At 59.9% G+C, this 12,926-nt stretch carries 8 protein-coding genes; 5 read left to right on the top strand and 3 right to left on the bottom strand.

The features are described 5' to 3' along the window. Positions 1-198 precede the first annotated feature (198 nt). Positions 199-1,938, top strand: coding sequence for a peroxidase family protein (locus tag FJV80_RS03565; protein ID WP_142875565.1), 1,740 nt, complete (start codon positions 199-201; stop codon positions 1,936-1,938). 2 nt (positions 1,939-1,940) lie between these two features. After that, a complete protein-coding gene (locus FJV80_RS03560; protein ID WP_095772636.1) occupies positions 1,941-2,342 on the top strand; it encodes a hypothetical protein in 402 nt (133 codons plus the stop codon). On the opposite strand, the gene FJV80_RS03555 is transcribed toward FJV80_RS03560, so the two are convergent. Further along, on the bottom strand, positions 2,304-4,370 hold the full coding sequence (locus tag FJV80_RS03555) for a BTAD domain-containing putative transcriptional regulator (protein ID WP_142875564.1): 2,067 nt from the start codon (positions 4,368-4,370) through the stop codon (positions 2,304-2,306). The genes FJV80_RS03560 and FJV80_RS03555 overlap by 39 nt on opposite strands. 23 nt (positions 4,371-4,393) lie before the next feature. Then, a complete protein-coding gene (locus tag FJV80_RS03550) occupies positions 4,394-5,752 on the bottom strand; it encodes a YcaO-like family protein (protein ID WP_246688891.1) in 1,359 nt (452 codons plus the stop codon). 455 nt (positions 5,753-6,207) lie between these two features. Between FJV80_RS03550 and FJV80_RS03545 the strand changes: the two genes are divergently transcribed. The 3 genes from FJV80_RS03545 to FJV80_RS03535 all read left to right on the top strand — a co-directional run bounded on the left by FJV80_RS03545 (position 6,208) and on the right by FJV80_RS03535 (position 12,461). After that, a complete protein-coding gene (locus tag FJV80_RS03545) occupies positions 6,208-7,761 on the top strand; it encodes a heme peroxidase family protein (RefSeq protein WP_185973268.1) in 1,554 nt (517 codons plus the stop codon). Positions 7,762-7,969: 208 nt separating this feature from the next. Further along, on the top strand, positions 7,970-9,364 hold the full coding sequence (locus FJV80_RS03540) for a peptidoglycan-binding protein (RefSeq protein WP_142875563.1): 1,395 nt from the start codon (positions 7,970-7,972) through the stop codon (positions 9,362-9,364). Between the two features lie 166 nt (positions 9,365-9,530). Next, positions 9,531-12,461, top strand: coding sequence for a patatin-like phospholipase family protein (locus tag FJV80_RS03535; RefSeq protein ID WP_245318109.1), 2,931 nt, complete (start codon positions 9,531-9,533; stop codon positions 12,459-12,461). An 81-nt stretch (positions 12,462-12,542) separates the two neighbouring features. Here the strand turns inward: FJV80_RS03535 and FJV80_RS03530 are convergent, their stop codons facing one another. Beyond that, positions 12,543-12,926, bottom strand: a complete 384-nt coding sequence (locus FJV80_RS03530; RefSeq protein WP_095792684.1) for a hypothetical protein — start codon at positions 12,924-12,926, stop codon at positions 12,543-12,545.

Here is a 12,926-nt window from a genome sequence, read left to right as displayed (position 1 = left end):
TTGTTTATGTCGCCGTTCAAAGATACAGTACGGCAGCTTCCAGGCTTGGCGGGGATCGGCGGACGGCGACCATGCGGCGCATTGCTGACCGGCAGATTTTGGGCCGTCAACTTTGCTCGCGCGCCGCGAAATTAGTAGCATTTCACGCTGGTTTCACGACACGTATGGAATACGGTCCAAGGGACGGGGAGAACCGGAATGAACGCTCATCGCGGCACGACTACCGCCGGGCTGGCCGTGTCGGGCGGTGTTCAAGGCATCGCCGGCACTGTTGATCCGCGTCAGGTGCAGTTTCGCAACTTCGGCAATGCTGCCGGCGCGGACGAAGCCAAGCTCTATCATGGCCTGGAGACACCTTGGGCCACTCAGTGCCTGTTTGCCAAGCTGCTGCGCAGGATGAGTGTGGCATCCGCCGGAGGTGGCAACAAAACCAACGAGCGGATTCCGGCAGGATACACCTATCTTGCCCAGTTCGCCGCGCACGACATTATCCGCAATTCCTCGCTCAGTCCCTTGTTGGCGGCCCACGAGGCAGAGCGCCGCAACGAACGCGAGGAGGCACTCCTGCTCGACGTGCTTTACGGCGGAGGACCGTTCTCGAACCCTGGCATGTATGTCGTGGCCAAGCCTGGTGAAGTCGTCAGGTCGCTCATGCGTACCGGGCCGATGGCACCGCCGTCACCGAACGCCATGGCGATTCCCGCGGGCGCCTGTCCCTTTGCCATACGCGACTTGCCACGCTTTCAACAGGCCGATCTGAGCGATGGAGTCGAAAGGGGTCGGACGGATGTCCTGGTCGCAGACCAGCGTAGCGACGACAACGCCAACATTGCGCAAATGACGGCGCTTTTCCTGCACCTGCACAATGCCGTGGCCGGTGCACTGAGCAGCAGCGGAATACCCAAAAAGGACGTCGAACTGCCGGCAGGCGCGTATCTTTTCGACCGGACACGCCGCGTCACGACGGCGATTTACCGGAATGTGCTGCAAAATGATTTGCTGCCGCGCCTCATCGCCAAGCCGATATGGGACCTCTACAACGCGAACGGGTTCAGACCACTGGTCGACATGCCGCAAGGCATCCCGATTGAGTTTTCCCACGCGGCATACCGCTTGGGCCATTCCATGGTCAGGCTTTCCTATGTCTTCAATGACCAGCATCCGGAAGGCGAAGGGCTGGAGAACGTGTTGCTCAACCGCTCCTCATCACGCCCGCACAGATTCCCGGTCTCCGAACACTGGATCGCCGATTGGTCGCATTTCTTCCAGATCGCCGGCTCGACGCCGCAGTTCAGTCGGCGGATCGGACCAACGGTCAACGAAGTGCTGCTGAGTGCCTACAGCATGCCGATCCTGTGCGTCGGCCCCGATTCAAAGCCACTTGACCCCGCCACAGCGGGGCTGTTGAGCGAAGCAGACAGAGCTGCACTACCCGATCCGAATGCGTCGGGACTTTTGTTCAGCGATCTGGTCCGAGGAACCATTGGTGGCCTGCTCAGGCTCGATGCCTTGATCGAGCAATTGCCTCAGGCCGCTCTCGCGACCGCGCCGTTACTCGGCGATGCCGGGAAACGGCACCAGGCTATTCGATCCTGGCTTCAAGGATCGACCGTTGCCTTCACCGCGGCCGAGGCGACTGAGCTGGCAGAAAATCCGCCGTTGCTGTTCTGGCTGTTGTTGGAGGCCGCGATCGAACAGGACGGGCTGTGTTTCGGTACCATCGGATCGGTGATTGTAGGGGATGTCTTCATGGCAAGGCTCGCGGCCTCGCGCGCCATGATCGAAGACGACCCAATTACGCAGGACCTCGTCGCCAGACTGTTTCCCACCGGCATCCCGCGAACAATGGCCGACCTGATCCTTTTCGTCGCCAGCGCGCTCAATCTGGGCGATGCCTGGCCCCGGTTTATCACCCCGCCTACAACTCCTGGAGCTTGAACATGGCTGACCCCGTCGACAATTTGGACGCCTTTCCCGAACCGATCCGAACCCTTAACTTCGAGGCGACCGGCCGCAAGGTGGTGCAATGGGCACAGGACCCCAGCACGCGTCCGCGCGACTTGGCCGAGTTCAAGGCCCAACTCGATGGACTCGTCGTCGTGCCGGACCGCTATAAGGAAATCCAGATCGTTCAGGGATACGACCACGTCTTCTTCCTGCGGTTACCGCCCAACAATCAAGTGACGCAATCGCAAAAGAAGCTCCAGACCGAACAAGGCGGCATGGCCGATTATGGCATTCCGGAATTCTATTTCGATGCGATTCTCGAAACGGTGCCGTTCAACCGCGACAGTTTCTTCTACTCACGCATCGCGGACTACACCATTCGGGGCTGCCGATAGAACGGGCTCTGGTAAAGGTATCTGGCTGACGACAATGCCGGCCCCGGCTAGCCCTCGGCGCAGCGCCTCGAGGGCGTCTGGACTGTAGATCGGAAAGCTGTCCATGAGCCATGTGCCGACGTTGCCCGGCTCCGGTGACTCATTTCCAAACCACGTCGTCTTCAGCTGCGCCAAAAATCGGTCGGCCTCTTGATGCGCGGCTTGCTCATTGCCGAGCAAGGCGAGCGCCGCAGCCTTCCAGCCGCCGATGTACGACACGCTATCGGCGGCGCGCTCAGCTGCTTCGACGCAACCCGCATAGTCGCCAAGCAGGAACCGCACGCCCGCCTGATAGCTCCATTGCAGGCGTGAAACGCCGAGTCCGGTCTGCAACGCCAGAGTGGCGATACGCCGCGCGTTCTCGCGATCGTCGCAATAGGCAAGCCCGAGAGAAGCGGAGACCAGTGTCCAGGGATCGTTGCCATTGAGTTCGCAGGCCAGAAGGAAGCTGATGGCCGCCTGCTGCGGGATGCCGTTCATGGCGTAGGACCACGCCAGATGCAGTTGGCTTCGCGAATCGATCGGATCGATCTGGGTCGCCTGCTTGGCAAACGTCAGCGCTTCTGCGTGGCGTTCGCGTCGCCGGCCGATGCCGGGAAAGATCAGATGCCGTGAATTGATGATGCCGGCCAACCCGGCGTAGGCGGCAGCGAACCGCGGTGACTCCGCGATGATTGATCTGAACAGAGCCTCGGCCCTCTCCTCTGACTCCGGGCGCCACTGAAAGATCAGTTCCTGCGCCCTCAGCCAGCGGTCGAACTGCTCCAGCGACAGGTCCGGGATGCTGGCGATCTGAACCAGCCGTTCGGACGACATGCTGACACCCAGCGCGACAGCGATGCGGCGGATGAGCCTCTGCTGGGTCTGGTACCACTGGCTGTTTTCGATGACAAACTGCTCGCTCCAGATGTAGCGCCCCGATGCAAGCTGCTTAAGCGTCATGCTGAGACGCAATGCCGGCCCGTCGACAAATCCGGTCGCCTCGATGCAGTAGGCATTCTCGGTGAAGCGGGGGGGATGCCCTTCCCATTCCATTACCGCCCAGTCGCGGAACCGCACCAGCGACGCGACCAGTTCACTGCGGAAGATTTGCACCGCGTTCCGCGCGCGGACGGAACCGCTCACCAATTCGAACTCCCGCACGAACAGCAGCACGCCGGCGGCGGGCTCTTGCAGCCGTTGCGCCTGGGACCCGAATGCCTCGGCGGCAATCGCGGTTACCGCCCCCCTGTCCGTGGCCCCGATCGTACCGAGCTTGATGTCACTGACTAGTGCCTGCGTGGCGGCTGAAGGTTCGCTGTCGAACTCTGTTTCAAGCAGGTCCCAAAGCCCCTTATAGGCCCTCAAGGCCGTTGCTTGGTCGCCCATCCGAGCCGACGCTTCCATGACTGCTCGGCAGCCGATCTCGTTGGTCGGATCGAGATTGAGCAGGGCTTGTCCGGCTCGCTTTAGCGCTGGCCAGTCTGCCGCGGCCTTGGCCATCGCTTCCAGACATGAGATAAATTCGTCCTGAAGGCATTGCCGCTGGACGAGGACCCAGTTGCGAAACGAGGGGTCGATGTCGTCCAGGCCATTGAGAAAGCTTTCTGCGACACGTTGCCTCTCCAGAAGGACGGGCGGAATCCTTCCAGCCTTCAGCTCGTGCCTGATCTCACTCACATCCACTGTGACGAGCGACTGCTTCAGCGTCACGTTGAGCCGGTCTCCGAGGAAGACCCCTTCGACTTCAGCCAGGCAGGTCTTGAGATCGACTACGGTTTGCCTAAGCGAGGCCCTCGCTCGTGCCTCGTCCGATTCACTCCAGAGCAAGCCGCAGATGCGCTCGCGGGTTTCAAAACCATGAGGGCTCAGTGCAAGATAGGCAAGGACGGCACGCGATTTGCGGTTTCTCACGGCGACGTCTCGCCCAAATTGGCTCAGCGCTACCTTGTCAAGCGTCGTGACACTGATCAGCGGCGCAGTCCTCGTTGGGGAGTTGTGCCCGATCATCGTTGTCCCGCAACTGCCTCCGTCTACATAAGATCGGCGCGGCCGCTCGGGCCGGCCTGGTCAATGAGGGAACGAAGCCGACGCGACTGGAACGGCGACGGAAATGGCTGCAGCCCTGGGACGAAGACTTTGGCGACGGGAATGTCAAACATCGGCGTGGTCAGATCTGCTGCGTATATGCGGTATTGCTTCTTAAGCATTTCGCCAACCAAGGATACGAAATTCAAGTCCCTTTCATCATTTTTGTGCATCAGCACGCCACTGGACAGGTGTGAGACGAGGCCCGTGTCGATTGCGCCAGGGGTCTCGGCGCGCTCCGCCTGCAGGCGGTCGACCTCGTCGAGCCTCTCAACCCCCTGTTCTGCGCGTTTCATTGCCGCCAGATCGAGAGCCAGTTCCATCTGGCACATTTCCAGCAGCGCCGCCCTCAGGGCGTTGCCCGCGTCCAGCCTGCAAGCCAGCCCGACTGCCGGGCCGCGACCATCCGCGTCGAAGGATAGCGCCGCGATTACAGGCGAGGGAAACTCACCCGATATGTCGAGAAACTGGGTGCATCTGCCGAGCTTCTCCTGCCTTATCCGCGCAAGCAGATCGAGCACGCCCGCGCCAGCAAGCGCTTCCAGTCCGATCAACCGGCCGCCGCGCCTGCTGCGCCACCAGGCGGCAGCCGCATCGCGCTCGATTGCTTCCAGCAGCGCCGAGGTCAGGGCAGCCTCGTGGGTTATCCCTGCGGCGCATCCGCAACTGGTTACCCAGGCGCTTCGGTTTGCGCCGCGAATGAAAAGTGTCTCGGGCAGATAGCCCTGCCGACCGTCGTCCAGCCGGCGCACGGGCACCCATCGGTCACTTTCACCGAAACCGGATTGCACCTGGAAATCGTCGAGGTGTTCAGCCAGCCGAATGTCCTGCCAATGACTTACACCATCTACTGGCGTGCCGTGCGTCGTCCCGTGCGGCACTTGCCATTCGCTATGATATTCGATGCCCTCGCCGATGCAGGCCTCGAATGCGCGCCCCGGGGTGAGGCCGACACCGCTGAAGCTCGCCGAAGTGGGTGAGGCCGAATCTCTCCAACTGCGATGTACCTGCGCACCAAAAAAGTGCAGCCCCGGTGCGTGGCGGGCGTGCAAGCGGAACAGATTGCCAAAATTCGCTGCGGCCAACAGTAGTCCTTGGCGGTTGTTGACCACCACCGGGTCGGGATCTGTGTCGCGGGAGCCAAAGTACCCAAGTGAGGTGAGCAACCCGCGTGCCATTGCAGCCTGGTCAGGTGCCAAATCTTGCGGCTTTGAACAAAATCGCGCTGCCAGTTCAAACGCATTCGCGGCGGTCAATTCACCATCCTCGCTGTTGAAGAAAGCCTTCTCACTCCTGGCTGCCACTTTCGCCTCACGATTTTGATCGGGTCAACAAGCGTCGCAGGCAAGGCAAAGCGATCTCTGAAAGACGCGAGAGCCGAAGATGGCGGTCATCTCACGCTGATTTCACGCTAGCTGGTCTAATGGTTGTTTCCGAGACGTCATCTCGACTGCCCCGGAGCTGAACGACCCGCACCGGACGAGACGATGGAAAATCGGCGCCAATTCATTTCCTCCCGGGAGCGGCGCCGCGGGGCCATGACCGGATGGGGCCGGTCTGTGCCTCGCGGCCCACTGGGAAGGGCGAAGCGGCTTCTTCGACACAAGGCCCATTTCGGGTTTCCTCCCGGGAGCGGCGCCGCGGGGCCATGACCGGATGGGGCCGGCCTGTGCCTCGCGGCCCACTCGGAAGGGCGAAGCGGCTTCGTCGACACAAGGCCATCCTCGGATCAGAAATTCGACAAGACAGGAGATCAAAAATGGCAGCGCATGGCACCCCGCCCCGTGGCATTGATGCGACACGATCGCCGTTGTTCGAAGGCCGCTTCGGCCGCATGTTCCGAAATCTGGCACCCGCAACGTTCGGGGCAAACGACGATGACAACCGTCGCAACCTCAAGGCGCTCGGCGCCGCCATGTCTGCTGATATTGACGAGCCGAAAGATGGGCTCGACGCCGAGGAAAGCGGGATTCCTGCCCTCTATACCTATTTTGGCCAGTTCGTTGATCACGACATCACCTTCGATCCCGTCAGCACCTTGCGTAAATCGCTGGATCCCGATGGGCTGGTGGATTTCCGCACGCCGAGCTTTAATCTGGATAATGTCTATGGCCGGGGTCCCGCCGACCAGCCTTACATGTATACGAAAGAAGGCCGCTTCCGCCACGGCGATGCAATGACAGGAGCCGGTGGCCAGCCCGGACACGATCTGCCGCGCTTCGCCGGACGCGCAATCATCGGCGACCCCCGCAACGATGAAAACAGTCTGGTTTCGCAACTGCAAGGGCTGATGCTCAACGTGCACAACCGGATGGTCGATGACAATCCGGGCCTGGATTTTGAAGCGGTCCAGCAGCTCGTCCGCTTCCACTACCAGTATGTTGTCGTGAATGACTTCCTCGCCAGGATCGTTTCGCAACCGATCCTTGACGCACTCAAGACGGACGGCCGCTTCGATCAAAAGCGATTGCGGTACTATCACTGGCGCAACCTGCCGTTCATGCCAGTCGAGTTTTCGGTCGCCGCCTACAGGCTTGGCCATTCGATGGTAAGGCCCGGTTATCGGCTGAACGACGACAAGCTGCTGCCGATCTTCCCACGCGCCGGCAAGCCGCATGAGGAGGCGCTTACCGGCTTCCAGACGATGAAGCCGGGTCGCGCCCTGGACTGGGGTCGATTTATCGACATTGACAAGCGCGCAGGCGGATCGGATCCCGAGACTGGAGATCCTGCCAACGTGCGTCGGCTGCAATTTGCCTACAGGATCGACACATCCCTCGTCGGTTTCCTGCACGATCTGCCGAAAGCTGTGGCGGGTGACCCGCCGGCCTCCCTCGGCGAGCGCAATCTCTTGCGGGGCTGGCTCCTCGGCCTGCCGTCCGGCCAGAGCGTCGCACGTGCCATGGCCATCGAGCCCCTGGCCGATGCGGACATCATAATCGGCAAGGCTGTGGACGCTCCCGAGGATGGTGATGTCGTAGGCCCGATCATCGATGCCGTCACAGCCAAGGGTGGCGACGGCAAGGCCTTCGCCGACAACTGCCCACTTTGGACCTATGTCCTTGCCGAAGCGGCAACACACAAGACCAACATGGCTATCCCGATTACAGGCGGCGGCACACGTTCCACGCCGCAGCTTGGACCGGTGGGCGGCCGGATTGTGGCGGAGGTCTTCCTCGGATTGCTGTTTGGCGACGGCAGGTCTTACCTGTCGCTCGATCCTTTGTGGAAGCCTGTGAGCGGGGCAGGCTTCAGACTGAAGGACCTGGTCTCCTACGGGCTCGGCATGGGGCCGCCGCTTCACTACCGGTGACAACCAGTCCTTGGCAGCGGGTGAAGTCAGGGGACGACCGGATATGTCGTGACAATCTTCGACAATTCGGCGGGGGCGAAGCAGGGCGGAGATTCTTGAGATGTCCGCCCCTGCCGGCGCCTGACAAAGGTGTGCCCGGCTTTCCAGTTTGGCGGAGGTTTAGCGTTAGTCGAATTTGGTCAATCACTACTCGAAGGGGATATGGGCAATGGGACTCTTTGATGAATATAAAGAGGGATATGAGCGCAACTGGGAGAGGCTGGAAATCCGATCCAACCGAGCCAGCGTCGTCAAAAAGGAAGCCAAGCGCATTCTGGATGGCAAGACGATCTATGCTCAGATCGAAAGCCGGACGGGTGTTCCATGGTGGTTTGTCGGCCTCTGTCACTACCGTGAGTCTTCGCTGAATTTCGGCACTTATCTCGGCAATGGCCAGCCTCTTGGCCAACGTACCACCATTGTTCCGAAGGGCCGTGGGCCATTCACCGGGCCGAACGCTTTTGTCGACGGAGCGTTGGACGCTTTGCGGCTGGAGGGCTTTGTCGGCGCCAGCGATTGGGGGATTGCGCGAACTCTGTTCAGGCTCGAGGGGTTCAATGGTTTTGGCTACCACGGAAAAGGTGTGAATTCTCCGTACCTTTACGGTGGTTCCACCTTGTACGGGCCGCCCGAGGCGCGAGCCGGCAAGTATGTCAAAGACCATGTTTTCGACCCCAATTTTGCGGATACGCAGCTCGGGACGGCAGTGATCTTGAAGGCTCTCCTCAGCCTTGACCCAACAATCAGCATCGGTTCAAACGGCGGTTCGCCGGGCTTGGAACCAGACGATGAGATGGCAAAGGATGTTGTCTGGCTTCAGCATTCATTGAACGCTCTGGGGGCAGACCCGCAATTGGTAGAAGACGGGCGGAGCGGACCTTTAACCAGGACAGCTCTGTCGCGCTTTCAACAACAAAACGGACTGGACGATACGGGGTTAGCAGATCCCCTTACGATTGCGGCGATTGACCGGCAGCTGCAGCCCAGCTCGGATGGCGCCGCAAGTGATATTCGCGAGAAGCTCGAATCTTTGCAGGCCGCTATTCGCGCCTTGACCGATAGATCGGACAAGGTGCCTTCACCTGTCCATGTAAATACGGTTGGCGTGAACAGCGACCTCGCGGGCATTGTCAGTGCGTTGGGAGGTGCAGTTCAGCGCGTGGCGAACACCGTCCCGCCAGTCAATCAGGGCGGTAGTCAGCAAGATCGCTTGCGAAGGGCGATCGACCTGGTCTCGGCCATCTTGCTCCCTGGCCAAGCCAAGGATGCGCCGTTAGGCCCAGTGAACGGTGCGCTCGGTCAGACGATCGGGAATCTGCTCGACGGAAAGAAATCGGCGATTGGTATTGGCGGGGCGATAATTACGCAGCTGCTTTCCAAATTGGCGACTTCGCCTGGCGTGTCGGGTGATCTGACCGCGGTAGGCACTGCAGTGTCCAATATCACGCCAGCCATGGGGTTAAGCCCTTTCGCAATGCCGTTATTTCTTGGCCTTGCGGCGTGGGGCTTCTTGGGAAAGCTTGAAAAGTGGAACCAGGGAATGCCTACAATCCCACTAGATTGACCTGCATGAACGGGTCGCCCTACTCAAGTGGCCCGGCTGAGTGTTCCCCATGGCAGTTGCGTGTCGGCTGGCCCGGCCGCGCTAGGGCCAGAAGCCGCATTGAGCCATGGGGCTTCCAAGAACACCCAGCTTTCGTACTCGCGTCCTCACGGTGGATGGCACAGCAATGGGCAATCCAGACATGACGAAAGCCAAGAGGTTTGCTGTGGATCAAGCTGCTACCGCGAATGACCAACCAGGCCTTTACAATTGGTTGGGTGCCAAGACGAGGAGTTTCGTTCGTTGGTGGCGAAGGTTTGATGGTTTTGTGAACCAGCCGTTGCCAACGGGCAGAGCGTGGTATTGGAGCTGGATTGCGCCCGATGGCTACGCCTGGTTCGTCCCGGTCCTGTCTCTCATGTTAATCGTCGTTATCGCGCTCGGCTGCCCGACATTCCACTTTACGTTGGCCACGATCGGACTGTTGATATTCGGGCTTTCACTGTTGCTGGCGCTACATATCGGAGCGTGGTTGCAACCATGGGTCCAGCGATACCTTCTCGCTGGGCAGCTTGCGATCCTGGGTGTCTTGATCGCCCCAATGCTTCTCTTCACCCAACCTGAGACCTACGACGATCATTCAGGATCACTACGCCTGCACATTGGTGTCGCGATTGTCATCATCTTGGCGATCGCACTCGGCATGGCCTGGTGTGTAGCCGTGCGATTGTTCAATCCCCAAGGACGAAGTGAACTTGCGCAGGCGCTTCCCGCAGTCGACCTGTTTCCACCGACGAATCGCTACGACTTCATGGGGACCAGCCCTTTCGCAGCGCTGGTTTCCGCCTTGCTTATTGTGCCCGTCCGCTACCCGGTCGAGCTGCTTTTGCCTGGATCGCTATTGGTGCTCTTTGTACCGGATCGATTTCTTTGGTGGGTGTTTGCAATTGTCGGCGTTCTCTGCTGGGCAGTGCTCTTCCTCGGCGTGCTTTTCGAAAGATTGATGGAAGTTCTTAAAACTATCGGTCGTCTCTTCTTCATAGGCCCGCAACTTGCCATAAGCTTGCTGGTGATTGTCGTTGCCCTGGCGCGCTTGGGTGACGTGCACTACATCACTTATCTGTTCAACGCAGGCAGCACCGGATACGGCAATACCAAGATCATGGGCTACCTCGCTTTTTTCTATTTGGCGGCGTGGTACTACGCGTTCTGGTGCGATCAATTCGCGGCGCGGAGAATTCTCCATCTACTTGGTGGCAGTGTTGCCGCTGGGCCTCCCTTTGAGCTGCGATACGACTACATCGGTAACCAGCCTACCAGCCCCATCAAGCCGAACGGTCGCCTGGTAGCGCTGCATGGGGCGGGACGATTGAAAATTCAGGGCGAGTATAAGAAGGGATACGAAGCCCAGGGGGCAGCCTTACAGTTCCAGACTCCATCGGAACTGCTGTCCACTTTTCGCCGGCAGATCGAACAGATGCCGGCATCAAAGAGCGTATTCCCCGACCCACTGCCGAGCTTGCGCGACTTTCAACGTTCCGCACTGGTCTTTCCGGTAATCACAAGCACCTTGGCCTTCATTTTGATAGCCGGGCCGTCTTGGGTCTCGTTCTTCCACGCGGCTCAGCCTGCCGAACTGGAAATCCATTCGATGGCGCCCAAGAACCTCGACCCCGCCAGCTTTTTGCGGTCTGAGACCGGGCAAACAGGCGCTTGCCCGCCCTTAGGCCCGAGCGATGCCAGAATTGCCATTGCCGCTTCTGGCGGTGGCACTCGCGCCGCCATCTACACGGCATCAGTCCTTCACGGGCTCGCACAACAAGGCAAGATCTGTAACGTCGTCCTCGTCAGTGGTGTATCCGGTGGCAGTGCCGCTCTAGCCTACTTTGCCTTGCATGAGCGCGAACTGCGGCGACCCGGTGATCCAGACAATGACGCTTGGGGGAATTTTTCGAAGGTCATGGCGGATCCCTTCATCGAGGACGTTCTCGAAAGAGCCGGTGATCTGCGGACAACCTTTGGACGGCGAAGCTGGCAGCCGGCTGTGTGCGGTGAAAATCCCCTGAAAGATGAGCACGTGGACGGATGGATCCCGGCGCGAACCCGTTTGGGCAATATCCTTGCAGAGTCGTTCGTCTGCAACATGGGTGCGGGAGTGATGGGATCGCCGCCTTTCGGCTTGATGTTCAACACGTCGTTGCTGGGTTCGTTTGAAGCCAAGCCAACAACCTGTACTGATGACAATCTTTCATTTCCAGAACTCGCCGCGAAATGTCCAAAACTGCTTGACGGCAGCGTTGCGGGCGGGCGGCTGGTGCTGACGAACCTCAAGGCGCCCAACCAGGGGGCGGCGGCGAATGAACCGGCCGTGATGAAAGTCGTCCCTATCGATGACGTAAACCTTTCAATCGCCCGCGCCGCCGCCCTCAGTTCGAATTTTCCGCCCGTTTTCTCCGACGCAGCCATCGATGTATTGCCGGATGGAACAGACTCTGTCCGACAGCGCTATTGGGTGACGGACGGCGGCGCGGTTGAAAACCGCGGTACAATGACGCTTTACCTTTTTGTTCGAGACGCCCTGAAATCGTTGGACAAGTCCGTGCCTCTGGCGCCGCTTCACATCGTCATTGCCGACGTATCTGCTTCGGCTGGAGGCTATACTGAGAGCTTTGGCTTCAATTCGGTGCTGCAGGCGGGTGGGCAACTCGGCTTGGGAATGGAAGGTGAAGTGTTCTCCGACATACACGACATCTATTGCGAGCACCGATCGATCGCTACCCGGCATGAGCTCGATATGCCTCGGGTGTTGCGCGACGGCATCGGCACGCACTGGCTGCTGCCGGGATCACTCACCTTCACGGAGCCGACGCAGGGATCGGTGACGCTATATTCGGCTGACCTCAAAAAGCTTGTCGTTGCTTTGTTCAGCAGGGACATTCCAAAGTTCGATGACCAGAAGGACGCGAGTAGGGTTTTTGACTGGGCGAAAGATCCCGCGTTAGAGCACCCTACTTTGGAGTCGAGATGGAACGAGCTTCTTGCCGTGATCTCAAACACCAAGGCGACTTCCAATGACTGTGTCGATCGGAGCAAAGGCGGTGCCGCCTTCGTCCAGTGATGTCAGCTGGGGTGCCGTTGGAGGCACGAACGCGCACATTTGTCGTTGAACGAATCGTAGCGAGGGAAGCGATTCCCGCAGCTATTCCTCGTTCCGCTTCTGCGCGATCAGATCCAGCCGTTCGCGGTCGGAGCGTTCGCGCTCGTCGCGGTTGCGCACCTCCTTGTAGGCGCGCTCGACCATGTTGGTGCGGGCATTTGCCGTGGCGATGAGGCCGGCCTCCTGCCTGGCGCTTTCCAGGCTCTTCTCCTGGCGCACCACCGCCTGGGCGATGCGGCGGTGATAGAGATCGGGGAACAGGCCGGAGAGCGAATTGTCCTGGTCGAAATGGCCGATCAATTCCTTGGCCTCGGTCTCCGCCGCGTTTGCCGCGGCGAGGAAAGTGGCGTGGCGGGTCTCGTGCAGCGCCTTCAGTTGCTCCTGCACCTTGACCAGTTTCCGCAGACGGTCCTTGCGCGTGCTCAT

Source organism: Mesorhizobium sp. WSM4310 (genome assembly GCF_007003935.1).
In the GTDB taxonomy this organism is placed as follows: domain Bacteria; phylum Pseudomonadota; class Alphaproteobacteria; order Rhizobiales; family Rhizobiaceae; genus Mesorhizobium.
This window is presented reverse-complemented; position numbering and strand designations above follow the sequence as displayed.

Bases quoted from the DNA above. Each gene is read 5' to 3' on its own strand.
- FJV80_RS03545 (WP_185973268.1), top strand. From the start codon at position 6,208: ATGGCAGCGCATGGCACCCCGCCCCGTGGCATTGATGCGACACGATCG.
- FJV80_RS03530 (WP_095792684.1), bottom strand. From the start codon at position 12,926: ATGAGCACGCGCAAGGACCGTCTGCGGAAACTGGTCAAGGTGCAGGAG.
- FJV80_RS03565 (WP_142875565.1), top strand. From the start codon at position 199: ATGAACGCTCATCGCGGCACGACTACCGCCGGGCTGGCCGTGTCGGGC.
- FJV80_RS03555 (WP_142875564.1), bottom strand. From the start codon at position 4,370: ATGATCGGGCACAACTCCCCAACGAGGACTGCGCCGCTGATCAGTGTC.
- FJV80_RS03540 (WP_142875563.1), top strand. From the start codon at position 7,970: ATGGGACTCTTTGATGAATATAAAGAGGGATATGAGCGCAACTGGGAG.
- FJV80_RS03560 (WP_095772636.1), top strand. From the start codon at position 1,941: ATGGCTGACCCCGTCGACAATTTGGACGCCTTTCCCGAACCGATCCGA.
- FJV80_RS03535 (WP_245318109.1), top strand. From the start codon at position 9,531: ATGGGCAATCCAGACATGACGAAAGCCAAGAGGTTTGCTGTGGATCAA.